This is a genomic window from Parendozoicomonas callyspongiae (assembly GCF_023502345.1).
Classification (GTDB): Bacteria; Pseudomonadota; Gammaproteobacteria; order Pseudomonadales; family Endozoicomonadaceae; genus Sansalvadorimonas; species Sansalvadorimonas callyspongiae.
Genome location: NZ_JAMFLX010000015.1, coordinates 86,428 through 112,154 on the forward strand (window position 1 = coordinate 86,428; position 25,727 = coordinate 112,154).

At 48.7% G+C, this 25,727-nt stretch carries 25 protein-coding genes, 3 tRNA genes and 1 riboswitch; of the genes, 18 read left to right on the forward strand and 10 right to left on the reverse strand.

Annotated elements, in window-relative coordinates; all coding sequences use genetic code 11:
- Both wrbA and arsC read right to left on the reverse strand, forming a co-directional pair.
- Nucleotides 1-594: an NAD(P)H:quinone oxidoreductase gene (gene wrbA / locus M3P05_RS12140; protein WP_249699938.1), complete on the reverse strand. Its 594-nt coding sequence runs from the start codon at nucleotides 592-594 to the stop codon at nucleotides 1-3.
- A complete protein-coding gene (gene arsC / locus M3P05_RS12145; protein ID WP_249699939.1) occupies nucleotides 594-950 on the reverse strand; it encodes an arsenate reductase (glutaredoxin) in 357 nt (118 codons plus the stop codon). The genes wrbA and arsC overlap by 1 nt, the downstream gene beginning before the upstream one ends.
- 71 nt (nucleotides 951-1,021) lie before the next feature.
- On the opposite strand from arsC, the gene M3P05_RS12150 reads away from it, so the two are divergent.
- From M3P05_RS12150 to M3P05_RS12165, 4 genes are read left to right on the forward strand one after another with little or no spacing between them, the layout of a single operon-like run.
- On the forward strand, nucleotides 1,022-2,296 hold the full coding sequence (locus M3P05_RS12150; protein WP_249699940.1) for a YihY family inner membrane protein: 1,275 nt from the start codon (nucleotides 1,022-1,024) through the stop codon (nucleotides 2,294-2,296).
- The gene (locus M3P05_RS12155) at nucleotides 2,293-2,790 is read left to right on the forward strand and encodes a TlpA family protein disulfide reductase (protein WP_249699941.1); all 498 of its coding nucleotides are present in this window, start codon (nucleotides 2,293-2,295) and stop codon (nucleotides 2,788-2,790) included. Before M3P05_RS12150 ends, M3P05_RS12155 begins: the two co-directional genes overlap by 4 nt.
- A 16-nt stretch (nucleotides 2,791-2,806) precedes the next feature.
- The gene (locus M3P05_RS12160) at nucleotides 2,807-3,079 is read left to right on the forward strand and encodes an acylphosphatase (RefSeq protein ID WP_249699942.1); all 273 of its coding nucleotides are present in this window, start codon (nucleotides 2,807-2,809) and stop codon (nucleotides 3,077-3,079) included.
- Nucleotides 3,080-3,109: 30 nt separating this feature from the next.
- Nucleotides 3,110-3,379: a DUF5062 family protein gene (locus tag M3P05_RS12165; protein WP_249699943.1), complete on the forward strand. Its 270-nt coding sequence runs from the start codon at nucleotides 3,110-3,112 to the stop codon at nucleotides 3,377-3,379.
- A gap of 19 nt (nucleotides 3,380-3,398) precedes the next feature.
- On the opposite strand, the gene M3P05_RS12170 is transcribed toward M3P05_RS12165, so the two are convergent.
- From M3P05_RS12170 to cysZ, 4 genes are all read right to left on the reverse strand, one after another.
- Nucleotides 3,399-3,953 (reverse strand): transglycosylase SLT domain-containing protein, encoded by a 555-nt coding sequence (locus tag M3P05_RS12170; RefSeq protein ID WP_249699944.1) that lies wholly within the window; start codon nucleotides 3,951-3,953, stop codon nucleotides 3,399-3,401.
- Between the two features lie 47 nt (nucleotides 3,954-4,000).
- Nucleotides 4,001-5,719 (reverse strand): proline--tRNA ligase, encoded by a 1,719-nt coding sequence (locus M3P05_RS12175; protein ID WP_249699945.1) that lies wholly within the window; start codon nucleotides 5,717-5,719, stop codon nucleotides 4,001-4,003.
- Nucleotides 5,720-5,889: 170 nt separating this feature from the next.
- Nucleotides 5,890-6,567, reverse strand: coding sequence for a hypothetical protein (locus M3P05_RS12180; protein ID WP_249699947.1), 678 nt, complete (start codon nucleotides 6,565-6,567; stop codon nucleotides 5,890-5,892).
- Nucleotides 6,568-6,741: 174 nt separating this feature from the next.
- Nucleotides 6,742-7,500: a sulfate transporter CysZ gene (gene cysZ, locus M3P05_RS12185; RefSeq protein WP_249699948.1), complete on the reverse strand. Its 759-nt coding sequence runs from the start codon at nucleotides 7,498-7,500 to the stop codon at nucleotides 6,742-6,744.
- Nucleotides 7,501-7,669: 169 nt separating this feature from the next.
- Here cysZ and trxB point away from each other — a divergent pair, with 169 nt between their 5' ends.
- The gene (gene trxB / locus M3P05_RS12190) at nucleotides 7,670-8,623 is read left to right on the forward strand and encodes a thioredoxin-disulfide reductase (protein ID WP_249699949.1); all 954 of its coding nucleotides are present in this window, start codon (nucleotides 7,670-7,672) and stop codon (nucleotides 8,621-8,623) included.
- An 80-nt stretch (nucleotides 8,624-8,703) separates the two neighbouring features.
- Here trxB and M3P05_RS12195 read toward each other — a convergent pair whose 3' ends face one another.
- Nucleotides 8,704-9,453: a TIGR00266 family protein gene (locus M3P05_RS12195; protein ID WP_249699950.1), complete on the reverse strand. Its 750-nt coding sequence runs from the start codon at nucleotides 9,451-9,453 to the stop codon at nucleotides 8,704-8,706.
- A 204-nt stretch (nucleotides 9,454-9,657) separates the two neighbouring features.
- Here M3P05_RS12195 and M3P05_RS12200 point away from each other — a divergent pair, with 204 nt between their 5' ends.
- Both M3P05_RS12200 and M3P05_RS12205 read left to right on the forward strand, forming a co-directional pair.
- Nucleotides 9,658-10,536: a DUF4097 family beta strand repeat-containing protein gene (locus tag M3P05_RS12200; RefSeq protein ID WP_249699951.1), complete on the forward strand. Its 879-nt coding sequence runs from the start codon at nucleotides 9,658-9,660 to the stop codon at nucleotides 10,534-10,536.
- Nucleotides 10,537-10,629: 93 nt separating this feature from the next.
- Nucleotides 10,630-11,991 carry a hypothetical protein gene (locus M3P05_RS12205; protein WP_249699952.1) on the forward strand — a complete coding sequence of 454 codons (1,362 nt, stop codon included), beginning with the start codon at nucleotides 10,630-10,632 and terminating at the stop codon, nucleotides 11,989-11,991.
- Between the two features lie 18 nt (nucleotides 11,992-12,009).
- On the opposite strand, the gene M3P05_RS12210 is transcribed toward M3P05_RS12205, so the two are convergent.
- Entirely contained in the window at nucleotides 12,010-12,474 is a 465-nt protein-coding gene (locus tag M3P05_RS12210; RefSeq protein WP_249699953.1) for a YhcB family protein, read from the reverse strand.
- A gap of 340 nt (nucleotides 12,475-12,814) precedes the next feature.
- Between M3P05_RS12210 and zapE the strand changes: the two genes are divergently transcribed.
- Entirely contained in the window at nucleotides 12,815-13,912 is a 1,098-nt protein-coding gene (zapE, locus tag M3P05_RS12215; protein ID WP_249699954.1) for a cell division protein ZapE, read from the forward strand.
- Between the two features lie 27 nt (nucleotides 13,913-13,939).
- Nucleotides 13,940-14,260 carry an ArsR/SmtB family transcription factor gene (locus M3P05_RS12220; protein WP_249699956.1) on the forward strand — a complete coding sequence of 107 codons (321 nt, stop codon included), beginning with the start codon at nucleotides 13,940-13,942 and terminating at the stop codon, nucleotides 14,258-14,260.
- A 23-nt stretch (nucleotides 14,261-14,283) separates the two neighbouring features.
- Here M3P05_RS12220 and M3P05_RS12225 read toward each other — a convergent pair whose 3' ends face one another.
- Nucleotides 14,284-14,544 (reverse strand): hypothetical protein, encoded by a 261-nt coding sequence (locus M3P05_RS12225; protein WP_249699957.1) that lies wholly within the window; start codon nucleotides 14,542-14,544, stop codon nucleotides 14,284-14,286.
- A gap of 586 nt (nucleotides 14,545-15,130) precedes the next feature.
- Between M3P05_RS12225 and M3P05_RS12230 the strand changes: the two genes are divergently transcribed.
- The 9 genes from M3P05_RS12230 to M3P05_RS12270 all read left to right on the forward strand — a co-directional run bounded on the left by M3P05_RS12230 (nucleotide 15,131) and on the right by M3P05_RS12270 (nucleotide 23,474).
- Nucleotides 15,131-16,708, forward strand: coding sequence for a DUF1810 domain-containing protein (locus tag M3P05_RS12230; RefSeq protein ID WP_249699959.1), 1,578 nt, complete (start codon nucleotides 15,131-15,133; stop codon nucleotides 16,706-16,708).
- Between the two features lie 112 nt (nucleotides 16,709-16,820).
- Nucleotides 16,821-19,127, forward strand: coding sequence for a zinc/cadmium/mercury/lead-transporting ATPase (locus tag M3P05_RS12235; protein ID WP_249699961.1), 2,307 nt, complete (start codon nucleotides 16,821-16,823; stop codon nucleotides 19,125-19,127).
- A gap of 191 nt (nucleotides 19,128-19,318) precedes the next feature.
- Nucleotides 19,319-19,399: riboswitch (SAM riboswitch) on the forward strand.
- A 105-nt stretch (nucleotides 19,400-19,504) separates the two neighbouring features.
- Nucleotides 19,505-20,539, forward strand: coding sequence for a methionine ABC transporter ATP-binding protein (locus M3P05_RS12240; RefSeq protein WP_249699962.1), 1,035 nt, complete (start codon nucleotides 19,505-19,507; stop codon nucleotides 20,537-20,539).
- Entirely contained in the window at nucleotides 20,529-21,182 is a 654-nt protein-coding gene (locus M3P05_RS12245) for a methionine ABC transporter permease (RefSeq protein WP_249699963.1), read from the forward strand. Before M3P05_RS12240 ends, M3P05_RS12245 begins: the two co-directional genes overlap by 11 nt.
- Nucleotides 21,183-21,258: 76 nt before the next feature.
- Nucleotides 21,259-22,086 carry a MetQ/NlpA family ABC transporter substrate-binding protein gene (locus M3P05_RS12250; protein ID WP_249699964.1) on the forward strand — a complete coding sequence of 276 codons (828 nt, stop codon included), beginning with the start codon at nucleotides 21,259-21,261 and terminating at the stop codon, nucleotides 22,084-22,086.
- Between the two features lie 96 nt (nucleotides 22,087-22,182).
- Nucleotides 22,183-23,082 carry a DMT family transporter gene (locus M3P05_RS12255; protein WP_249699965.1) on the forward strand — a complete coding sequence of 300 codons (900 nt, stop codon included), beginning with the start codon at nucleotides 22,183-22,185 and terminating at the stop codon, nucleotides 23,080-23,082.
- 75 nt (nucleotides 23,083-23,157) lie between these two features.
- Nucleotides 23,158-23,234 (forward strand) — tRNA-Met (locus tag M3P05_RS12260).
- 43 nt (nucleotides 23,235-23,277) lie between these two features.
- Nucleotides 23,278-23,354 (forward strand) — tRNA-Met (locus tag M3P05_RS12265).
- A gap of 43 nt (nucleotides 23,355-23,397) precedes the next feature.
- Nucleotides 23,398-23,474, forward strand: a tRNA-Met gene (locus M3P05_RS12270).
- 170 nt (nucleotides 23,475-23,644) lie between these two features.
- Here M3P05_RS12270 and acs read toward each other — a convergent pair.
- Nucleotides 23,645-25,594 carry an acetate--CoA ligase gene (gene acs / locus M3P05_RS12275; protein WP_249699966.1) on the reverse strand — a complete coding sequence of 650 codons (1,950 nt, stop codon included), beginning with the start codon at nucleotides 25,592-25,594 and terminating at the stop codon, nucleotides 23,645-23,647.
- Nucleotides 25,595-25,727 lie beyond the last annotated feature (133 nt).

The window sequence follows — 25,727 nt, forward strand, 5'->3', positions numbered from 1 at the left end:
TTAACCCAATTTTTGTGCCAGTGTGGCAACACGTTTACCCAGGGCAATACAGAGTTCTTTTTCACTGCCAGATAGAGGTTTGTTATCCTGACCAGCAAAATGACTGGCTCCGTAAGGAGTGCCGCCCGTTGTTGTTTTGTTTAATTCCGGCTCGCTGTACGGTAACCCGCAGATAATCATCCCCTGATGCATCAAAGGCAACTGCATGCTTAACAGGGTGCTTTCCTGGCCACCATGCAGGCTGGCTGTCGATGTAAAAACAGCTGCAGGCTTATCAATCAGGGCGCCGGTAACCCATAGGTTGCTGGTACCGTCCAGAAAATACTTCATCGGAGCTGCCATATTCCCGAAGCGGGTCGGGGTGCCAAGTGCAACCCCGCTGCAGTTGCGCAGATCGTCTTCAGTACAGTACACCGCGCCTTCATCAGGAATATCAGGCTCAGTTGCTTCGCAGACTGTGGAAACAGGTGGCACAGTTCGCAGACGCGCTGATATACCAGCTACCTGTTCAATGCCCTGGGCTATAGCCAGGGCCATGTCTCTGGTGGCTCCATGACGGGTGTAATAAAGTACAAGCACATAGGGCTGATCCATTAGAGAATCTCCAGAACGCACTCCGGTGGCCGACCAATCCGGGCTTTACTATTGGCGAGCACAATGGGTCGTTCAATCAGAATCGGGTTGGCAACCATGGCATCAACTAACTGCTGGTCACTCAGGCTGCGATCCTGCAGTCTGTTTTCTCCGTAAGCTGACTCTCCCATTCGCAGCAGATCCCGGGGAGTGATACCCATGGCTCGGATGATTTCTGCGAGCGTTTCACTGTCTGGTGGTGTTTTGAGATAAAGAACAACCTCTGGATTTAATCCTTTTTCTTCCAGAATCTGCAAAGTCTGGCGGGATTTTGAACAGCGAGGATTGTGATAGATAGTGACTGCAGAATCGGACACAACGTCCCCCATTTAGTTATGTGTCTGTGATGTGTATTCTATCTGGATTGGTGAATAAGGGTATACCGATAATGAAAAGACTTTCACCGCAGATTGTAACGTTCCAGCGCGTGGTGGGAATGACATTGGGACGTTTTGTGGGGGATGGCTGCCTGAATCATGCAGCCGCGCTGACGTACACAACGTTGTTTGCGATAGTGCCTCTTCTCACGGTGACTTATAGCATGCTGGCTTCTTTTCCCTCTTTTCAGGGAATGAGCGGACAGCTGCAGGACTTTGTTTTCTCCAACTTTGTCCCCTCCGCTGGTGAGACGGTCAGCAAGTGGCTGACATCATTTTCCAATCAGGCCCGTAATTTAACCCTTGTAGGTATGGGGTTTCTTCTGGTCACAGCTTTGTTAATGTTGCGGACAATTGACCACGCGATAAACAGTATTTTTCACACGGGTTCTGAACGCCGGGCCGTGACCAGTTTTCTTTTGTACTGGGCCATTCTCACTTTGGGACCGATGTTGCTTGGTCTTGGTTTTGCTGCCAGCTCCTACCTTGCCACCATCAAGTTGATTGATGATGCGACAACTATTCTGGGCGTGAAGGGGGTTCTGCTCCGCGTTATGCCCATTTTTATGAGTGCTCTTGCTTTCACCCTGCTTTATCTGACGGTTCCCAACCGGCGGGTAAGGGTACGGAATGCCTTGGTCGGTGGTGTGGTGGTGGCACTGCTTTTTGAAATGAGCAAATGGGGCTTTACATTATTCCTGACATTTTCTCCGACCTATGAGTTTATTTATGGGGCCTTTGCAGCAGTTCCTGTTTTCCTTCTGTGGATTTATCTTAGCTGGTTGCTGGTGCTGCTCGGAGCTGAGCTGGTTCACTCTCTGGGAGAGCCTCTGGGGCATTCGGAAGGAGAATTTTCCCCGGTATTGTCTATGCTGGCTATCCTGGCGGTGTTTCAGAAGCGGTTTAATTCAGGGGAATCCACAGCACTGGAACAGGTTCAGGAAGAGGGTTGGCCTGTTGGGCAACGCTACTGGGAGCAGGTCACCTCCTGGCTACTGGCAGAAGGTGTTTTGGGGAGAAACAGCAGTGGTGCTTTAGTACCTGCGAAGTCTTTTCAAGCTATATCCTTGGCAGAGTTGATGGGGATATGCCCTTGGCCGATGCCTGGTGAGCAAGAACTTAGCCGTTTGGAACTGGTCAATAAACCTGAATGGTTCAGATCGCTGATCGGAGCAATACGGGAATTGAATCTTGAGCGTGAAAGCATGTTTTCCCATTCGCTCGACACACTGCTGATTGACCGTCAAATGAATAACCATATTGATCAGGAGTCATTTCAGGAATGAGGTCAGCTTTCCCCAAAAGACTATGGTTTCTTTTCCTCGGGGTGTTGTTTCTGTCGGGTTGCAGTCAAGAAGTACAGCTTGAAGATTTTCATGGCAACCCTTTGCACCTTAAAGCTAAAGATCAATCCTGGCTTGTAGTCAATTACTGGGCCACATGGTGTGATCCCTGTCGTGAAGAGGTTCCTGAGCTGAATGCCCTGGCTGCTGCTGATAATGGTATTCGGGTCTGGGGTGTTGATTTTGATAATGCCTCTCCACCGGCACACCTTGCTGATCTTGATGATAATGTCAGTCTTCTTGGTATTAACTTCCCCGTTGTATCGCCTGTGTCTGTTGCTGACCTTGGAATTGACTTGCCTCCTGTTCTGCCTGCTACCTATATTCTTGATGCTCAGGGACAGTTGAAGAAAAAACTTCTCGGTCCTCAGACTCAAAAAGGTCTTGAGCAGGCAGTTGCTGAATTAGCTGCTGAGTTAAAAGCAGAACAGAAATAGTCAGGAAAACGGTATTATGTCCAAAGTATGCAGAAAAGCTTTGGTTGAGGGGCGGGTCCAGGGTGTCTGGTTTCGTGCTTCAACCATGGAACGTGCAGAGCAGCTGGGCGTGACTGGCTGGGCTCAAAACCGTCCGGATGGGCGTGTGGAAGTCATGATGTGTGGAGAAGTCACCGCAGTTGAACTGTTATGTGAATGGCTGCATGAAGGTCCGCCCATGGCTGTAGTAAATAAGGTTCAGGTGGAAGAGTGTGGTATGCAGTCAATTAATGGCTTTACCACTGGCTGACGGTTTATCTGGATAACCAGAGGGATTTGCGTGAAGAAACTGAAGAATGAAGCAGCACTGGTAAAAGAAGCACTTCGTATTGGAGCGATTTACCTGCAAAAACGCGGAGGGGCCGGTGAGTTTGATGGTACACATTCTGCTGGTTTGAAAATTCGATTTCTTTATCATCTATTAGTTCAGGACAAGCTAATTCAGCCGTTAGCAAAAGGTGAAGAAACAGAGCCTAAAATGAAGCATAAATTAGCATTGTGGATTTCCAGACAACTACCTGACAACCATCCTTTACGGCAAGATAACTAACCACTGTCTACTATCTCAATCAGGGAACCCGCCAGAATTTATCCCAGCGTTTTATTACTCTGCGCGGGTACCACAACTTCCCATAGCTGCCATTGTATCGGGCCAGTGCCCGATCAAGGTTACCTTCCTCTTTCTTGATATAGTAACTCAGGATGCTGGTGCCATAGCGAATGTTGGTTTCCATATCGGTGAGGTTGTCATCCTCCTGACCGATTTCGAACTTCCAGAAAGGCATAATCTGCATATACCCCTGGGCTCCGGCGCGGGAGACAGCATACTGGTCGAACGTGCTCTCGGTATGAATCACAGAGAGAACCAATTCTGGGGAAAGACCTGTGCGGGATGCTTCGCGGTGAACTGTCTGCAGCAGTTCTATGCGGTCCAGCTGATCTCCAATATAGGGTGCCAGACGTAATGACATATCGACCAGCCAGACTTCAGCAGCGTAACGGTTGTTAAAAGAACTGGCTTCATTGATGGCATCAGCCAGATATTGGCGCATGCTGTCATCAACCAGTTCCTGAGACTGGCTATTGACCGTGGGAGAAGGAAAAAGATTAAGAAGTGAAATCAAGACCGGCAGGCGCAGGGCCTGCCGGATATTCTGAAAACCAGAGACTATCAGATAGTCACCTTCTGCTTGAGTTCAGCAACAATACTGTCAACAGGGAAGGTTTCTGCATCACCACCACGACGGTGCTTGTACTCAACATTGCCTTCGCTCAGGCTGCGGTCACTGATAACAATGCGGTGAGGAATGCCAACCAGTTCCATATCGGCAAACTTAACACCCGGGCTGGCCTTGCGGTCATCCATCAGAACGTCATAGCCGGCTGCTGTCAGTTCAGCGTACAGTTTTTCAGAGGTTTTACGTACTACTTCGGATTTTTCCATCTTCAGAGGTACCAGGGCGATCTGGAAAGGTGCAATGGCGTCAGGCCAGATAATCCCGCGATCATCGTGGTTCTGCTCAATGGCAGAAGCAACGACACGGGTTACACCAATACCGTAGCAGCCCATGAACAGGGCTGCATCCTTGCCGCTCTGGTTAAGAACGGTGGCATTCATGGCTTCACTGTACTTCTTTCCCAGCTGGAAGATATGACCCACTTCAATACCGCGCTTGATAAACAGCTTGCCGTTACCGCATGGGCTTGGGTCGCCTTCAACGACGTTACGGATATCTGCTTCACGAGTGTAAGTTGCATCACGTTCCCAGTTCACACCGAAGAAGTGCTCGCCATCGCTGTTGGCACCAGCACCAAAGTCAGCCATCTTGGCTACAGTGCGGTCAACAATACAGGGAATGGTCATGCCAACAGGGCCGAGGGAACCACAGCCCGCACCCATAACAGCACGGATCTCTTCTTCGGCAGCCATTTCCAGAGGAGCAGCGACTTCAGGCAGATGCTCAGCCTTGATCTCATTCAGTTCGTGATCGCCACGAACCATCAGTGCGACCAGATCAGCTTCACACTCTTCGGAAGCTTTTACGATCAGGGTCTTAACAGTCTTCTCGATTGGCAGACCGTGCTGTTCAACCAGTTCTGCGATGGTTTTGGCATTTGGAGTTGGAACGCGGGTCATCTCCTCGGAAGGAGCAGGGCGATTATCAGCCGGGGCCAGGGCTTCTGCCTTCTCCATATTGGCGGCGTAATCGCTGCTGTCACTGAAGACAATATCGTCTTCGCCGGAATCAGCCAGAACGTGGAATTCCTGGGAGCCGGTACCACCGATAGAGCCGTTATCTGCTTCAACCGGGCGGTAATCCAGGCCCAGACGATCAAAGATACGGCAGTAGGTATCGTGCATATTCTGGTATTCATTGACCAGAGATTCAGCTTCAATATGGAAGGAGTAGGCATCCTTCATCAGGAATTCACGGGAACGCATAACGCCAAAACGAGGACGGCGTTCGTCACGGAATTTGGTCTGAATCTGGTACATGTTCAGAGGCAGCTGCTTGTAGCTGCTGATATCGTTACGGACGATATCAGTGATCACTTCCTCATGGGTTGGACCCATAACGAAATCACGGTTATGGCGATCCTGGAAACGCAGCAGTTCAGGGCCGTACTCAACCCAGCGGCCACTTTCCTGCCAGATCTCTGCCGGCTGGGAAACCGGCATGGTGGTTTCCAGAGCGCCGGAACGGTCCATCTCTTCACGAACAATGTTCTCAACCTTGTTCAGGACGCGCTTGCCCGCCGGGAGCCAGGAGTACAGGCCAGAAGCAAGTTTGCGGATCATACCGGCACGCAGCATCAGCTGGTGGCTGATAACAACGGCATCGGCAGGCGTTTCTTTCAGGGTTGGCAGAAAATATTGGCTTGTGCGCATGAATTTACAGCAGGTTTTATTATGGAAACGCCATATTTTAAGGCGCGTAGAGGGATAGGCAAGCGATTTCAGTGAGGAAAAAGGCATGCTCCGTTCGGGGCCGACAGAGAGCATGCCTTCGGTCAGTATTCACTGTAGTGATTATGTTTTTCCTGCTCTGTAGACATTTTTTACTGGTACATCGCTATGTGCTGGGCCTGGCATGAATAGTAATCGTTAGAGCTGAGCCTCTTTTCTGCTGCCTTTACCAGAGCATCGGCGTCAAGCTCGGGATCGTCCATCAGGGTATCCCGAATCAGAGAACCTGTTACAGATGAAACAATCTGTTGGAAGGCTGTGTTTGTGCTATTACTTGAATGCGCTTTTTTGAGACGCCCATGAGAGTTTTGTTCCAATTTTTCTGTAATGTATGGATGCCGATGCCACCTAGCCTTATTACGAGGCTTTTTACTTTTACCTGAAACAGAGCCCTGTTGGAAGCTTTCACCCCCATTCGAATCACTGCTTAAAAAGTTACTTACCACACTGCTAATTTTGCTTTTCGTCTCCTGGGTAACTTTGTTTTTGATGTCAGGAGTTGGTGATTTCACTTTGGTTTCGGGAGGCTGTTGTCTGTTTTTTATCAGATAAACTCCGTTGCTTGAAGAAGATTGGCTTATCGGTTTGTACTGCTCGAGTTTTTTTTCTGTTCCCGCAAGCGCATCTTCAATGAGCTGGCTCAGGTTCGACTGTTCGAGTGGCTGGCCAAGTGTGAGTGAAACAGCCCTTCCCAGCCAGCAAGCGGCCTGAAAGATATAACCCTCACAGTCATCCAATACACGTAAGGGCAGAGGGGGTGTAGAATTCATATTCCGTATCATAATTAACTCCGTATCATTTTAATCATGGCGCACTCCATTTAAGATTTTCCGTTTTGGGAAAAGTTCCGCAAGAAGCGGATTTTTCGGTTAGTGAAACTTGCGTTAATGTTGGTGAAAATAACTGTTTTTAACGTGGGGAGGTGGCTTTGTGCTGTGAATGCATTACGATTTGTTCACTTTACTGCTTAAGCCCCGTCGTCTTACCCAGAGCTCTGTTCCACCAATCACAGCGGCTGGCATAACGATAAGATTTATCAGTGGGATCATGGTAAACAGGGAGACTATTCCTCCAAATGCCACAGTCTGCATACGGGGGTTAGCCAGTCGGTTAAGCATGACTTTGAAATTCACCAGCTCGTTATCCGCTCCATAGTCACAGTACTGAACGCCCATCATCCAGGCAGAGAAAAACAGCCACAGGAAAGGTGTCACCAGGTTAATACCTGGAATAAATGACAGTATTAGCAGGATCAGAGCCCGGGGCAGGTAGTACCAGAGTTTCTGTAACTCTCGTACAAGGGTTCTTGGAATCAGGGCCAGTAGCTCTTTCCAGCCGCCGTCTGGCATACAGCCAGGATCCAGCTCCTTCTGGATTTTCTCTGCCAGAAAACCATTGAAAGGAGCAGCAATCAGGTTAGCTACGATTGTAAAACCGAAGAACAGCCCCAACAGTATGGTTACGGCAAACAGTGGCCAGACGATGAAGGTCAGAAAGCTGAGCCAGTCGGGCAGCCATCCGACCATAGCATCAACCCAGTGAGAGAACTGTTTGGTGGCCAGCCAGATCAGAAGGCTGAAGACCACTATGTTGATAGTCAGCGGGATCAGTACAAAAGCTCTGATACCCGGCTCGGGAAGGCGTTTGAGACCGTTCAGAAAGAAATCGATGCCCTGGCTGGTGGTTTGTAATTGCTGTTTCATATGAAGCCTGAATGGCGGTAATAGAGATTCTTGACTGGTTCAAAAAATTCCAACTGGTTATTATGTCGGACAACCAGCATACATAACAGTGCAAACAGTTTTAGACACAGGTGCGGATCAGCCATTTCAATAAGGCCGCATCTGGGTAGGAAAAAGAACGGAGTAAATAATGAGTGAAACCAAGCATGCCCGGCTGCTGATTCTGGGCTCAGGACCTGCCGGCTACACAGCCGCTGTTTATGCTGCACGTGCCAATCTGAATCCGGTGCTGATCACCGGTATGCAGATGGGGGGGCAGCTGACCACCACGACGGATGTGGATAACTGGCCCGGTGATGTGGAAGGTCTGCAGGGGCCTGATCTTATGCAGCGTATGCAGGCTCATGCAGAACGTTTCGAGACTGAGATTATCTTCGACCATATCAATAAGACTGATCTCAAGCAGCGTCCTTTCGTACTGAAAGGTGACAGTGGCACTTACACCTGTGATGCCCTGATTATTGCCACTGGTGCCAGCGCTCGTTATCTGGGGCTGGACAGTGAAGAAGCCTTTAAAGGCAAGGGCGTTTCTGCCTGTGCAACCTGTGATGGTTTCTTCTACCGCAAGAAGCCTGTCGCCGTGGTTGGCGGTGGTAATACTGCTGTGGAAGAAGCTCTGTATCTCTCCAATCTGGCTGATAGCGTAACTCTGGTGCACCGTCGTGAAGAATTCCGTGCCGAGAAGATTCTGCAGAAGAAGCTGATGGACAAGGTTGAGAACGGCAATATCAAGCTGGAGCTTAACGCCACTCTGGATGAGGTTCTGGGCGACGATGCCGGTGTAACCGGTATGCGTATCAAGAGCACTCAGGATGGTTCCACCAAGGATATTGCTGTTGATGGCGTGTTTATCGCTATCGGCCATAGTCCGAATACCGAACTGTTTGTCGATCAGCTGGATATGAAAGATGGCTACCTGAAAGTTCAGGGTGGCTCAGAGGGTAATGCCACTCAGACCTCCGTCGAAGGTGTGTTTGCGGCTGGTGATGTGATGGACCATGTATATCGTCAGGCTATTACCTCTGCCGGAACTGGCTGTATGGCCGCTCTGGATGCTGAGAAGTATCTGGATTCCCAAGAGTAATTGGTGTCCGCACAGGGGGTCACGTGAAAGTGAACCCCTGTGAGTATTTTCGATTTGCCATATCATTTGCAGATCGTTTTTTACCCTGCGGATCCTTCACCCGTGCGTTTAGGCATTTGCGACAGAATCCTGTCCGCAAGGCGGGCAAAAGGCAGGCTCTGAATCCAGACAGTTCCTGTTCCTTTCAGTGTTGCCAGAACCAGACCCTCTCCACCAAACATCATGCTCTTCAGGCCTCGGGCCATTTCGATGTCGTATTCAATACCCTGACTGAAAGCAACCAGGCAGCCGGTATCAAGGCGCAGGGTTTCATTGTTTAGTTCTCTTTTCTGTACAGTGCCACCTGCATGAACAAAGGCCATGCCGTCGCCTTCCAGCCGCTGAAGAATAAAACCTTCACCACCAAAGAAGCCGGCGCCAAACTTTTTCGTTAATGCCACATCAATGCGTGTACCGAGGGCTGCTGATAAAAAAGCATCCTTCTGGCAAATCAGTTCACCGCCAATCTCGGCAAGATCAATAGGAACGATGGAGCCGGGGTAGGGAGCCGAAAAAGCAACCTTCTGTTTACCGGCATCCTGGTTGGTAAAGTGGGTCATAAACAGTGACTCACCCGTTACCATACGCTTTCCAGCCCCCCAGAGCTTGCCCAGAAAACCCTGATCCGGGTTGGAACCATCACCCATCCGTGTTTCATAGTGGATGCCCTGATCCATCCAGGTCATAGCCCCGGCTTCAGCAATAACGGTTTCGGATGGATCAAGTTCAATTTCGACCATTTGCATATCGTGACCGATAATCTTGTAGTCCACCTCGTGGCTTCTCATCATTCTGTCCTTTTCTGTCCGCTGAAAATACGCAACAGATTACTCCTGTTTTGATAAGAAGGCACTTCTGCCCCGGACTTCGTCAGTACCGTTAATAGAATCTGGGAAAAATGACTTCATTTTAGATTCACTTGATTCCTTCGGCTTGAAATGACAACTTTCGTTGTTGGTCCGTGCAAACTCATTAATAACAAAAAGGACATTCCAGTGAGTCATCTTTTTCGGGGCGTTCTCACGCTCTGTATGTTAACTCTACTCAGCTCTGTAGTCTGGTCTGAGGAGTGGTCTGAAAAGCTCTCCCACAAAACAAATGGGGTGACCAAGTTAATTATCTTTGCCGGCCCCGGGGATCTTCAGGTCAATGCAAGATCCGGGATGAATGAAGTCACCGCAGACCTGGTGATTTCATATCCCGGAAGCAAGGGACAGGCCGAAAAGCATGTTGAACAGAAGATGGATCGTTATTTGAGGCGAGATGGCTCCAAGCTGACCTTGAAGGCCGGTTATCTAAAAAAAATCAAAAAGCGGGATAAAAAGGCAACCATTGATCTGGTTGTGACCATGCCAGATAACCTGTTCCTTGATATTCGTGATACGGATGGAGATATCTCTATTTCCGGTCTGGCAAAAGGTGGCAGGGTTGCTGATGGACTTGGCCATTTAAGAGTTGAGCGCAGCCATGGTCCGCTGACGCTGAATGACGGCTCGGGGCATGTCAGTGTGTTTGATACCAGCGGTAAGCTGAAAATTAATGACCTGAATGATGATATGGAGATTCACAATCACCAGGGAGAGCTGGTGGTCAATGATAAAAAGGGCAATGTTATTGCTGAAAGCATTAACGGGCAGGTCAGGATTTCAGATTCCTCAGGGCATATTGATGTCAAGAGTGTTAAGGGAAGGGTAAAAATCACTAATACATCCGGAGATATCCAGCTTGCTTCAATTCAAGGCAATGTTGAACTCAAGGATGGCAGGGGAAATATTCAAATCAGGGATGTGGTGGGCGATCTGTATTTGAAATCGGATAAATCCGGCAAGGTTGATATTCAGGGAGTAACCGGGGATGTCCGTGGCGTGAAATAAGACCAAAGGCTAGCTTATACAGCTTCAGACCCATGAACTCAGACTATTTTAAAAGGTCTAACAGCCATCAAGCTCTACTCGAGGATGCTGGATATGGAGTTCATGGGTTTATTCAAGCACTATGTCAAAGCGGTTTGGTTTGGCCTGCTGGTAGTAGTTAATGCTGCTGCGGTAGATACGGTCTATGTTGCAGGCCAGGGCAGTGATGGTCAGGCTGTGCTGTTCTCTCTTCCTCTGGATATACCTGCTATAGAGGCAGAGACGGCCAACTGGGAACAGCTCAGTTTTGGTTTTGGCAATCTCCAGTTACATTCCCATTTCACAACATTTCATCGCCCTCTAAGTGGAGGCAGGCATCTGTTTGTCGATCATAACGGCAACCTGAGAATATATATTAAGCAGGAGGCTACCGGGCAGTACATCCCGAAAATGGTCTATCTGGATCAGGGAGTTCTTGGGTTCCACACCAAGGCACAACAATCCTGGTACAAACCTTATGCTGTCAGTAATCGTTTTGATTTCTCACCTGTTCAGATCAGTGATGAGATAGAGCTTAATGGTCATAAGACCGTTTTTCTTTTGGTTGATAACAGGGTTTTTACTCTGAACCTTGACGAGCTGTCTTCTACCGGAAGCCCGACAGCTGTTCAGCCTTATCCTGAAAAAGGCAAAAACCAGCTAATTTCTGATAACGATTTAGATTTCTATCCCAGTGGCCTGACTTTGTTGGTTGGGCACAAAGCTGATAAAGCCAGTGTAAGAGTTGTTGCCTCCATGGATCGTTTAAAAAGAAAGAAGGCAAGGGATCTCCAGCGCAAAGTCTGGATGTTTTACTCGGAATTAACTGCGGAGGACCAATCCTGGAAAAGACTTCCTGTCGCAGAAAGAACCCAGGGGTTGGGTATTGATTTTGAAAAAGACCAGAGCAGTCATTGGGAAGCCCAGAAATATAACAATGGTGATATAAAGTCTCTCTGCGCGGACTCCTCCACTCAAGAACTGTTATTCCGCGGGCATCATAACCACCTGATGGTTTTTAGTGACCCTTATTCGGATATAGCAACACCTGCCCCGGATCATTCTGGAGATAATATCTATCGATTGCAGGGATCTGATGATGTTTCCCACAGAGATCTGATGGCCTGCTTTGATGGCAGTCTTGTTATGGCAGCAGCCACTCTGGATGATGAGGAGGATCTGAAGGAGGGGAAAGTCAATGATCGTCCCCGGTGGCTGGTTATTACTCACAGATCTGATCGGAAGAGCCAGACATCTGGATATGGTGGAGATTATTTATCTCCGGTAAAGACTGAGTGGAAAAGGCTGCTGGAAGTGCCGAGTTTTGGCAGGACTTCTGGCAACTGGGCTTATTCCATAAACATCCTGCCTGGCACTGAGCCTGTGAAAGTGAATACAAAAACTCCGCCAAGATCAGGGATCAAAGCGGAGCTATAAACAAGTCAGAAAAGGCAATCAGGCAGCAGGATCAGATTCCTGTGGAGTTCCCTTGTTAACCCGGAATGTTTCGGAAAGAGTTCCTTCAGCTTCCGGATCCTTGCGGGGAGCATAATCTCTCGGCTGCTCCAGTGGCGTTGTTTTCTCACCTTTGTGATGGATGGCGCTGCTGCCCAGCAGAGCATCATTCAAGCGGTGGCGGGTCAGTTCATCAACACAGAGTTCATTGGCGCTGGTGGCCAGATGCTCATGAACATCGCGGTAGGTATCAGTTAATCGGTTCACAAGGTGGGCACTTGTGCTGAAATGATCAGCCACCTTGTCTTTATATTCTTTCAGTTCAGCTTCCAGCTCGGTGACCCGTGAGCGCAGATTCCCTGCGGGGCGACCACCTGCCAGAAAGTGGTATAACACGATACCGATCACAAGACCGGTAAAAAAGGCGATGCCTCCGGTTGTCCACAGCAGGTTCGATATTTCCACAATCCAGCCTCAATTTGGATGAAACGTCAGTTGTCCAGATTCTCTATATGTATAGATGAAGTCGTAGTTTTTAAAGGCGTGAAACGCTTTAGCATGAATCAACAGAACCTAACTTATAATCTTTTCCTGCCACTGTATAGGGGTTTCCAGTAACCAACTGTAGGTTCTGTTCAAAAGAGCCTAGAACAGGTTAGAGTATGCAGCCTGACAGAAGATCAATAAAAATTACGGTCAATAAGTACAAAGCTTCCTCCCGTACTGGAGAAGGTTTCTACAGGGTAGAAACAACAGGCGTTCTATTCTGGAAGTTTGAAAGAGCAATACCAAATAAGGGAACTGTATGACCCCAAGTGAGCGTTATCAGCAGGATCTGCAGCGAGAAGGTTTTGTTCATGATCCAGCCCAGGAGATGGCCGTCAGTCACCTTCAGAGGCTTTATGATGACTTACTGGCTGCAGAGCAGGAAACTTCGGGGCTGCTGAGTTTTCTGGGGTTGGGTAAAAAGAAGAAGACTGTCTGTCGTGGGCTTTATTTCTGGGGCGGTGTTGGGCGTGGTAAAACCTATCTTGTTGATACCTTTTTCGACTGCCTGCCTTTTGAAGAGAAAATGCGCACCCATTTTCATCGCTTTATGAAGCGTGTGCATGAGGAGTTGAAAACGCTTGATGGTCAGAAGAATCCACTGGTAACCGTTGCCCGCAGGCTGGCAAGTGAGACAAGGATTATCTGCTTTGATGAATTTTTCGTCACCGATATAACCGATGCCATGATTCTGGCCGGGCTCTTCAATGAGCTGTTTAAAAATGGCGTTAGCCTGGTGGCAACCAGCAATATTGTTCCGGATGAACTCTATAAGGATGGCCTGCAAAGAGCCCGCTTTATTCCAGCGATTGAGTTGATCAAAAAGTACACCGAGGTGGTGAATGTTGATCACGGTGTCGACTACCGGCTGCGGGTGCTGAAGCAGGCTGAACTGTACCATCATCCTCTTGGGGATGATGTTTCGAAGAAGATGGAAGCCAGCTTTTACGCTCTTGCTCCGGATAAATGTCAGTCGCGAAGCAATCATGAACTCGAGATTGAAGGGCGGCCGATTCCCTACGTCAAAGTCTGTGAAGACCTGGCCTGGTTCACCTTTACGGCACTTTGTGATGGCCCGCGCAGCCAGAATGACTATATTGAGCTGGCGCGGGAGTTCCAGACCATTCTACTGTCAGATATTCCCCAGATGGTTCAGGGAATGGATGATCAGGCCCGGCGCTTTATCAACCTGGTTGATGAGTTTTATGATCGAGGGGTCAAGCTGATTATGTCGGGTGAACAACCATTGCCTGATCTTTACACGGATGGGAAACTTACCTTTGAGTTTCAGCGCACGCTGAGCAGACTGCAGGAGATGCAGTCCCATGAATACCTGGCCAGAGAGCACCGCCCATAAAACCGGCGGATTTATAGCGGAGACTGTATGGACGCTGCCCAAGAATCAATATCAATGTATCTGAGTGATGATGAGCACACCAATCTGGCAAAAATTTTTAAACTGCTGGGGGATGAAGGACGCCTGAAAATTGTACTGGCCTGTATGAATGAGCCCCGAGCGGTCTGCTGTCTCTCGGAAATTGCGGGATTATCCCAGTCTTTGACCAGCCACCACTTGAGAGCATTAAAGGATATGCGGATCCTGAAGTCACGGCGCCAGGGACGACAGATGTTTTATGAGCTGGATGATGATCATATTCGCTGTGTATTACAGGATATGATTGTGCATGTACGGGAGCCGCATTGAGGTATACAAAACAAGAGTTATTTCTATGTGTTTTTAAGGGCTACCCAGTAGATATGTGTTGTAGCCAAAAGGGGAAGAATTAAGGTAAACCAGAACCAGTCTGAACCACTTCCCAGCATGGGTATACCGAAAGACAAAAGTGCAAGAAGACCAAACAGAGTAAACAGTTTCAACACTCTCACAGATATCAAATGAACATTCTGGAAGGTGTATTGGATTAATGTCATTCCAAGACCAATAATGCCGAAAGTTCCTCCTGTCACCATGAAAAGCATGGGAGACATGTGGAGCAGCGAGTTTAAATCCTGGTTAATAATGGAGTTAATCGCAGAGATCGGATAGAACAACAGCCCTATGCAATAAATAAAGAAAAGGGGGCCGAAGCAAATAACTGCCTCAATCAGTAACAAAAGTCCCGCAATTATTCTCATCAAGTGACCATGGCTGCTAAAGCAAAGGATTACTTACTCATAATAAGCATTTTGTTTCAAACAGCCATGAGCGGGAAATGCCCACCCCGAAAAATGAAAATGCAGTGGGCATTTCCATGGTAAAATAATGGGGTTATTAACATTATGGGCTTCGGTTCCGGTTGTTAAGCCATTGGGTTTGACTATTTTTACGCTTTCGTTAATTCGAAGCTGGTAAGCCAAGCTGATTCACAGACAGATAATTCCTGCCATCCTGCTGGCTTTCGCTCTTGCTATACCAAATGGGTACAGCGCAGAAAGGAGCCCCTTTTTTCAGGAAGAGAATCAGACGCTGAATGCTGATTCTTTTCCGGATGGAAAGCGTCGTGAATTTCGCAGGTATCCCTATACATGGCTGCAGTGGGGAGAGGATTTTGTCAGGCATGAAACTGCCAGAGCCATGGTAGCGGCTGGGTATGCTGGCGCTGTATCCGGGACAATTTATTTTGCAGAAAAACTGCTTGGCAGGAAGACTTCGCTGGCTACCATCTTGGCAACATTTGCACTCTCAGATGCCCTGCTAGCGGGAAGCTGGCAGGATTTTGTGTGGCGAAGTGCTGTCAATGTTGCCTCTACTGTTCTTGCTCCCTACGATTCTCCGATGGCTATGGTCAGCCGCATTTTATTATCGCAATTCTGGCTGTTAAAAGAGACTGTGCCGGATATCTGGCTTGGGTTTCAGCCTCGTTATGAGGGTGAAGTCCCGATACGCTTTATGAATCCGTTTATTCACCAGATGTTCCGGATGTATTACGCCACGCCTGACAATGAATATCGCTGGCAGCAGGACGCGCCTGGGCTGGATATTATCTTTGAAGATAATAAGGTTATTGGTTATATGATGGCTGCTCCGATGGAGCAGCAGCTGGTTCAATTACATAGTGCAGGACTCAAGGCTGGCGTTGAAAAAATTCAGCTACTGCCATTGAGCACAGACTCTATTGCTCTTGAGGCAAATCTGACCTTTTCTGATGGAAGTCTCAAGCAGGTCATGCTGCCAATAGTATTCTCCGGCAATAGAAAAGCCTATTGGTGGGCAGTGGCTCTGGCAGGTAAGAAGTTAAGAAAGCTGGCCGGGCGAGAAACTCTGCTCAGCCCAATCAACCAATGCAGTCTTCAGCAATTAATTTCAGTTGTAAACGATGATGAGATAGAACCCTGCAGGTTGAACCTCTCAGAGCAACATGTTGGTGACTGGCAAAATCTGGCGGTGATTTCTGCGGGAAAGAATGGCTACTGGTTGTTTGATTATTATCCCTCGCAGGGGTACGAACTCCCGGAAATCTGGTTAAACACAGGGCAGGGATTAGGAAGGCAGTATTCACAGCAGGTTAATAAGCTGGAATGGATGCGTGGTCCAGCTGCTACCAGAGGGTTCACCAGACTGGCACAGGAAAGCACACGTTCACTGGTCTATCAGGGTATATCAACTCTCTTTATCCGTTATCTGGAGTATTTGAGGCAGTCTGTTGAGGATGAACGGCAAGGACGTCCACCAGGCAGTCTTCAGGCCTCCACAGAGGAAGGGTTCACAATGTCTTCCAGAACAGCAGTTCATCTGTCGCATTTTGTTGATGCGCAAAATAGTAGTGGGCAATATGAGCGAGCCCTTGGTGAGTTAAGGAATGGCAGAAAAGTCTCACACTGGATCTGGTATATCTTCCCCCAGCTTGAAGGGCTTGGAGTCAGCCGTAGTTCACACTTCTACGGTATTCGAAACATCCAGCAGGCTAAGGATTATCTTAATGACCCAATACTTGGTTCAAGGCTCAGGGAGTGCTCTCAGGCATTGCTGAATGTGGAAAATCGATCGATTTTGGACATTATGGGAACCTCTCTTGATGCAACAAAGTTGTACTCTTCCATGACGTTTTTTGAAGCAGCGGCAGACGACTCAGTGGTCTTTAGTGGGGTACTTGAGAAATATTTCAGTGGATTACGTGACCAGAATATCCTCGACATGATTAATCGTCGGTGAATCAATAGTTTCCTGAGCCCGGTCTGAAAATCATTGCTACTGGCAGCCTTTGGATCTAATATATGAATATAAATTCATATATTGAGTCGTCATCCAGCTTGAGGAGGATGTCATGAGTTCCTGCTGCAGTAGCAAAGGTTGCAATACCAACCACTTTCACGGTGAAGACAGCTGTGGTCAGCTCAAGGTACAGGGTGCTGGCGTCACAACTGTTTCAGCCTCTGTTCCCGATAAGCCAGACAGTTGCTGTTCCGGTGAAAGTTGTTGTGACCCGGGTGATGAGGAAAGTGAGCCGTTAGCCTCTAAAGGAGGCGATAGTCAGATCTGGAACATTGCCGGTATGGATTGTCCGGCCTGCGTCAAAAAAGCCGAAAATGCCCTAAGCCGTGTTTCCGGTGTTATCAGTTCCCATATTTCCTTCTCCACCCTGCGTCTTCAGGTTCAGTATGCTCCGGGTCAAAATAATGAAGCGGGTGTGGTAGCAGCGATTACTGATCTGGGATTTTCTCTATCCTCCTTTGATGAAGCACCTCCTGAAGAGGAAGAACCCGGTTTCTTCAAGAAATACAGTTCCATTCTCATTCTTGCTGCCCTGATGGGAGCAGGAATCCTGGCTAAGAGCTTTAACCCGGAAGCTGGTTCCATTGCCCTGATCCTGGCCTGTGTCTGGGGTCTGATCCCTATCGCAAAACAGGCCTGGTCACAGGCGCGCTCTGGCACGCCTTTTGGTATCGAAACACTGATGACTGTTGCGGCTATCGGTGCTCTGGCTCTTGGAGAATACTTCGAAGCGGGCATGGTGCTGCTGCTCTTTATGATCGGAGAGCACCTGGAAGGGCTGGCTGCTTCCCGGGCACGTCAGGGGGTGAAGAGCCTTATGGCTTTGACCCCAGATAAAGCGGTTCGTGTAACGTCCGGCCCTGATGGTGAGAGCAAGGAAACTGTTCTGGCCAGTCAGCTTCGTCCTGGTGATCTGATTGAAATCCTTCCAGGGGATCGTCTGGCGGCAGACTGTGTGCTACTAACGGCAACGGCAAGCTTTGATGAAAGCGCCCTGACGGGCGAATCCGTGCCTGTGGATCGTATTGCAGGTGAACAGGTGATGGCCGGGAGTCTGGCAGCAGACCGTGTAGCCCGTCTCAAGGTTCTCTCTGAACCTGGCCATAATGCCATTGATCGGATTCTGAAGCTGATTGAGGAAGCTGAAGAGAATAAGGCTCCCATCGAACGTTTCGTTGACCGCTTCAGTCGCTGGTACACCCCATTGATGATGGTGATTTCAGCGCTTGTTATCGTGACTCCTCCCCTGTTGCTGGGTGGTGAGTGGAGTACCTGGGTTTATCGTGGTCTGGCCATGCTGTTGATCGCCTGCCCCTGTGCCCTGGTGATTTCAACACCTGCAGCTGTTACTTCTGGCCTTGCCCGTGCAGCCCGGCAAGGTCTGCTGATTAAAGGTGGTGCAGCACTTGAGCAACTGGGTCACATTCAGCAGATCGCCTTCGATAAAACAGGGACTTTGACAGAAGGTCGTCCACAGGTTGTCGATATTGTGACCTTTGGGGAGAGTCAGGAAACTGTTCTCCAACTTGCAGCAGCAGTTGAAAAAGGCTCACGTCATCCACTTGCTCAGGCGATTGTTCGTTATGCTGATGACAAGAGTATTCAGTTTGGTGAGGCTGATAATGTCTCTGTATCGGCTGGTAAAGGCGTCAGCGGTCTGGTTGATGGAAAGGCTGTTGTCGTTGGTTCTCCCAGCCACCTTAAAGATGAGATCGGACATGTTAAGGATGCAGTTCAAGGTATTGAAGGACTGGAAGAGCAGGGTTGTACTGTTGTCGGTGTCGTCTTTGATGGCGAGCTGATTGGTCTTATCGCTATCAGCGATACGCTTCGTGAAGATGCTGAAGAGGCCATTCAAAGTCTGAATAAGCTGGGTATTACCAGCATTATGCTGACTGGTGATAACCCTCGTGCCGCCGCCGCTATTGCCAGCCGCATAGGGGTAGATTATCGCGCCGGCCTACTTCCTGAAGATAAAGTGACAACCGTTCGTGAGCTGCAGGCTAAAGCACCGGTTGCCATGGTTGGAGACGGTATCAATGACGCCCCTGCTCTTAAGAGTGCCCACGTCGGGATTGCCATGGGTAATGGAACAGATGTGGCTCTGGAAACCGCTGATGCCGCTTTGACCCATGAGAAAGTGACTGATCTGGCCAATATGATTGATCTGTCACGGGCTACATTGGGCATTATTCGTCAGAACGTGATCTTTGCAATTGGCTTGAAGGTTATCTTTCTTATGACTAGCTTACTGGGGGTTACCGGGTTATTGCTGGCAGTAATGGCTGATACAGGGTCTACAGCGCTGGTCACTTTGAATTCCCTTAGGTTGCTGAAGAAAAAAAGTAAATACAAGTAGTTGTTTTTGCTGAATATGGATGCATTTGTTAGCGTTTTTGGTGCTGATAAATGCATTTTGTGGTTTTGGTTTGGGCGTATTTTTGTATTTCATTTATGCGTACATGACAGCAAGTTATGGGTAACGCTGTAGTTATAAATACTTACTTGTTAAAGATTGACGAACGTGGCTGATGGCCGTATGTTGAACAGCACATTACAGGCGCTGATTTGTTACTTCGGCTTGCGGGCGCCTTAAATAAATACCGCTAAAGAGAATGTGTTTGCGCTACAAGAATATGCAAAACCACTCTATCGAAGGAAGAGTGGTTTTTTTGTACCTGCCTCTTTCTCTTTAGCCCGCTGATAATAAATTAGTTTGTAGTACGCGGAGCTAAAATGATCAGATTTGAAAAAGTCAGTAAAGTGTTTCGCGGCTCTTCGGGAACCGTAAAAGCACTGGATGATGTCTCACTCTGGATCCCCGAGGGTTCAATCTACGGCGTTATCGGCTCGAGTGGTGCTGGTAAAAGCACGCTTATTCGCTGTGCCAACCTACTGGAACGGCCAACCGCTGGCCGGGTTGTTGTTGATGGTCGTGATCTGGTACAGCTTTCACCGGCTGATCTGAGAAATGCCCGCCGGGATATCGGCATGATCTTCCAGTATTTCAACCTGCTTGCTAACAGCACAGTCTACGAAAATATTGCTTTGCCTCTCAAACTGGCTGGCGAAAAGGCTGCGCGGATTGAGGAAACTATTGCCCCGCTTCTGGAACTGGTTGGCCTGGAAGACAAGCGCGACAGCTATCCTTCCCAGCTGTCTGGTGGTCAGAAACAGCGTGTTGCTATTGCCCGTGCTCTGGCCAGCCAGCCAAAGGTTCTGCTCTGCGATGAGGCGACCTCGGCTCTTGATCCCAAGACGACAGTTTCTATCCTGAATCTGCTGCGGGACATTAACAGAAAACTGGGGCTGACCATTCTTCTGATTACCCACGAGATGGAAGTTGTGAAATCCATCTGTGACCAGGTGGCTATCCTCAGTGACGGTCAGGTGGTTGAACACAATGATGTGGAGTCCTTCTTCCTGAATCCCCAGACCGATCTGGCCCGGGAGTTTGTTCGGGCGGCGGTTCATGAAAAACCGATTGAAGATCTGCCAGCAGGTATTCAGAAAGAACAGACAGAAGGCAGCCATCCGGTGCTGCATATCACTTTCCTGGGCAACAGTACTGTGCAGCCGCTGATTACCCAGGCAGCCCGTCAATTCAATCTGGACTTCAGCATTATCCAGGCGGATATGGAGACGGTGCATGGCAAAACCATGGGCTTTCTCACGGTTGAAGTGGTTGGTGATGAATTGAATGCCAAAAGTGCTCAGGCCTTCCTGAGAAAACATGATCTGCAAGTGGAGGTAGCCGGTTATGTCTGCTGAATCCTGGGTTTTGATTTGGGAATCCCTGCTGGAAACCATTTATATGGTGGCGGTATCCGGTGCAATCAGTGCGCTGGTGGGTATTCCTCTGGGCGTACTTGTTCATATCACCCGGCCTGACCAGATTCTGGCACGCCCGGTGTTGCATCGGGTGCTGGGTGTTGTCGTAAATGCGGCACGTTCTGTTCCTTTTATTATTTTGATGGTGGCGATTATTCCTCTGACCAGACTGCTGGCAGGAACATCAATCGGTACAACCGCCGCGATTGTACCTTTGAGTATCGCTTCCATCCCGTTTGTGGCCCGTATCGCTGAAGGTGCCCTCAATGAAGTACCGGGGGGTCTTATTGAGGCAGCAGAAGCGATGGGGGCTACACCTTTCCAAATCATTACCCGGGTTCTTTTGCCTGAGGCTTTGCCGGGATTGATTCATGGAATGACGCTGACCCTGGTGACTCTGGTCAGTTATTCAGCCATGGCGGGTGCCATTGGTGGAGGAGGTCTGGGTGACCTGGGGATCCGGTATGGATACCAGCGGTTTGACCCGGTCATCATGCTGGCCACGGTGGTTGTGCTGGTGGTCGTAGTCCAGCTGATTCAGTCAGCCGGTGAAAAATTACAAGCTCGTTGTGAACATAAATAAACAGCCATGAGCTAATTGATAGGCCCTGAGCTTATTAATAAAGCCCTGAGCTACTAGATAAAGTGGGAGAAGAAGTATGAAACCCGTTAAGAATTTGAAAAAGCTGTTTGGTGCTGCGCTGGCAGCAAGTGCTCTGATCCTAACCGGTTGCGGAGGATCTTCAGATACAGCAACAGAAGCTGCATCAGCGCCACTGAAAATTGGTGTGATTTCCGGTCCGGAAACCGATGTGATGAAGGCGGCTCTGGAAAAGGCGAAAAAAGACAGTGGTCTGGAAGCCGAGCTGGTGGAATTCCAGGATTACATTACTCCGAATGTGGCTTTGTCTGACAAGAGTATTGATGTGAATGCTATCCAGCATAAGCCTTACCTGGACAGCATGGTTAATGACCGTGGCTTCAAGCTGACAATTGTTGGTAACACGTTTGTTTATCCAATTGCAGCCTTCTCCGAAAAATTTGATGAGCTGGATGAGCTGCCTGACAGTGCAAAAATTTCCATTCCTAATGATCCCAGCAACGAAGGCCGTTCCCTGATTCTGCTGCACAACACTGGTTTGATTACTCTGAAAGACCCAGGCAACCTGGAAGCAACTCCAAAGGATATTATTGGAAACCCGAAGAACCTGAAGTTTGTTGAGCTGGAAGCTCCGCTTCTGCCTCGTTCCCTGCAGGATGTTGATCTGTCAGTTATCAACAACACCTTTGCAGTTCCTGCCGGTCTGACTCTGGACAAAGCCATACTGGTTGAAGACAAGAAGTCACCTTACGTGAACATTATTGTTTCCCGTGAAGATAACAAGGATGACCCGCGTATCGCCCAGCTGGTTGCCGCTTACCAGAGTGATGAAGTCGCCAGTGTTGCCACGGACCTGTTCAAAGGCGGTGCTGTTAAGGGTTGGTAATCTTCCCGTATAAATAAAATGCTGATAGTAATAAGCTATATTGCCGGTTAATAATAGCGAGTTGCCGTATAGAACATATAGAAAGAAAACATACTAATGAATCAACGCACGATTGCATCTGACGGCTTGCTTATGCTGGCCGCTTTAATATGGGGTTCTGCTTTTGTAGCCCAACGGTTGGGAATGGAATTTATGGAACCTTGGGCGTTTAATGCGTGCAGGTTTCTTATTGGCGCTTTTTCTTTAGTTCCCCTCCTTTTATCCCAAAGGAGTGCAACTCCACTTTTTACCCGCACAACATTGTTGGGCGGAATGCTGCTGGGTTTTGTATTAATGATTGGGGCTGGGTTGCAGCAGGTTGGCCTCGTTTATACAACCGCTGGCAAGGCAGCTTTTATTACCGGATTGTATCTGGTTATGGTTCCGCTGTTCGGCCTGGTTATTGGACAGAGCACCAGCAGGGATACATGGACAGGAATTTGCCTCGCTCTGCCCGGGCTGGCGCTGCTGACATTGGGAGACAATCTTACGCTAAATAAAGGTGACATTCTCGAAATGGTTGGGGCGATTTTCTGGGCGCTTCACCTGATGCTGATTGGTTGGCTTGCACCTCGTCATAATGGAATTGCATTAGCCTTTGTTCAGTTTATTACCTGTTCACTGCTGAGTTTTATGGTTGCCGGTGTTTTTGAATCCTTTGAACTTATTCAGGTTAAGCAGGCCTGGGGTTCACTGGCATTTGCGGGCGTTATGTCGGTTGGTGTGGCTTATACGTTACAAATTATCGCGCAGAAAACTGCTCCCGTTTCTCATGCCTCCATTATTCTCAGTCTGGAAACTGTTTTTGCCGTTATTGCCGGTTATCTGTTTCTTAATGAAACCCTTTCAGGCAAGGCATTAATTGGTTGTGCCTTGATGTTGATCGGAATGATTGTGTCTCAGTTAGGTTTGCGCCGTATTAGACAGATGCTGAGAGGACAGCCTGTAAGTTCATAGAGTGTTTATGCGTATTCTGGATGAATCACATTGACTTAAGGCAGCCTCTCTTTATAATGCGCATCTCTCATCTGGTGCGGGGTGGAGCAGCCTGGTAGCTCGTCGGGCTCATAACCCGAAGGTCGTCAGTTCAAATCTGGCCCCCGCTACCAACTTTTCTTGGAAAAGTTTTGAGAAAGCAGTGCGTAATATTGGTGCGGGGTGGAGCAGCCTGGTAGCTCGTCGGGCTCATAACCCGAAGGTCGTCAGTTCAAATCTGGCCCCCGCTACCAACTTCTCTTGGGAAACCTTGAGAAAGCAGTGTGTAAATATTGGTGCGGGGTGGAGCAGCCTGGTAGCTCGTCGGGCTCATAACCCGAAGGTCGTCAGTTCAAATCTGGCCCCCGCTACCAACTTACTTTCTTATCTATATCCTCTATATCTCCCTTCAAAATTTTTCTCAAAGTTTTATTCTCCACTCAAATTAAATTGATTTGATGCTCAGTATTATTATTTGCTACTGAAGATTGTCTGAAAAATAAAAGTCGGGCCGTCAATGATGCTAACAGCCCTTACCGTAATATCAGCCCGCAGCCTCCCGGTTATCAATCAACTGATCTATGACAGAGGGATCAGCCAGTGTTGATGTGTCTCCAAGATTTTCGAACTCGCCTGCGGCAATCTGACGCAGAATACGTCTCATAATCTTACCTGATCTGGTTTTTGGCAGCCCTGGCGCATTCTGGATAATATCCGGTGTCGCGATCGGACCGATTTCTCTTCTGACCCAGTCACGCAGTTCGCCAGCCAGCTCTTCGGAATAACTCACTCCTTTGTTAAGGGTGACATAGACATAGATACCCTGACCTTTGATTTCATGGGGATATCCGACAACTGCCGCTTCTGCCACATGGCTGTGCGAGACCATGGCACTTTCTATTTCTGCGGTTCCCATTCTATGTCCGGCAACATTGAGTACGTCATCAACCCGACCGGTTATCCAGTAGTAGCCGTCCTCATCCCGGCGGGCACCATCGCCGGTAAAGTACATCCCTTTAAATTTGCTGAAGTAGGTGTGCACAAAACGGTCGTGATTGCCGTAAACAGTTCGAGCCTGCCCAGGCCAGCTGTCGATCATGACCAGGTTGCCTTCACATGGGCCTTCCTGGATATTGCCAAGCCCGTCCACAATAGCTGGCAGTACGCCAAAGAAAGGTCTGGTTGCTGAACCTGGTTTCAGCGGCGTTGCTCCCGGAAGAGGGGTGATCATGATGCCTCCGGTCTCTGTCTGCCACCAGGTGTCTACAACAGGGCACTTATCCTGACCGATTGTTTTTCTGTACCACATCCAGGCTTCCGGATTGATCGGTTCGCCGACACTGCCCAGAAGTTTAAGGCTGGTGCGGTTGGTGTTTTTAATAACGTCCTGACCGTGAGCCATCAATGCGCGAATCGCTGTTGGCGCTGTGTAGAGAGTATTGATCTGGTATTTATCGACAATTTCGCTGATTCGGCTGACAGAGGGATAATTAGGCAGCCCTTCATGCATAACAATGGTCGCGCCGTTGCAAAGTGGCCCATAAACTACATAGGAATGGCCAGTGATCCAGCCGACGTCGGCATTGCACCAGTACACGTCTCCATCTTTGTAATTGAAAACATATTGATGGGTCATTGAGGCGTATACCAGGTAGCCACCGGTGGTATGGAGGACACCTTTGGGCTTCCCGGTTGATCCAGATGTATACAGAATAAAAAGAGGCGACTCTGCGTCCATCTCCCGGGCTTCACAGTGTGGAGAAGCCAGTGGTTCCAGCTCGTGCCACCAGATATCCCTGTGCTTGTACCACGCAATTCTGTTTCCAGTTTTCTGGAAGACAATCACCTTTTCGATGGATTTCACGCCGGTATGTGTCAGTGCCTCATCAACATTGGCTTTAAGGGGGATTGTTTTCCCTCCCCGAACGCCTTCATCAGCTGTAATAAGGATTTTGGCATGGCTATCGATAACCCTTCCCGCAACAGCTTCCGGTGAGAAACCGGCAAAAATTACAGAATGAATGGCGCCGATACGGGTGCAGGCCAGCATCGCGATACTGGCTTCAACCACCATGGGCATATAAACAGCAATAACATCGCCACGCCTCACACCCTGCGATTTCAGAACGTTGGCAAATCGACAAACCCGTTCATGCAGTTCCCGGTAACTGATCTGGGAGCTGTGTTTGGGGTTATCACCTTCCCAATAGATTGCCACCTGATCTCCTTTCTCCTCCAGGTGCCGATCAAGGCAGTTCCAGGACACATTGGTTGTACCGTCCTGAAACCACTTAATTTCTATACGGTGATCGTCGTATGAAACATCTTTCACCCGGGTATAGGGTTTGAACCAGTGAATTCTCTCACCATGTTCACGCCAGAAACCTTCCGGGTTAATAACGGATTCCTGGTACATCTTTCTGTAAAGGGCATCATCAGCCCAGGCGTTGCTGGCAAGGTCGTCACTGACTGGAATTGTTTTGTATTCGGCCATCTCGCTACCTGAATGCTCTGAACGGCAGGGTCGGGAAGTATAGACAGGGGAGGTGGAGGCAAATATCTGGTGTTTCTATTCTCACTCTCTGAAACAGGCTCAGTGAAAAAAATTACAGAGTTTGACGCCTGGA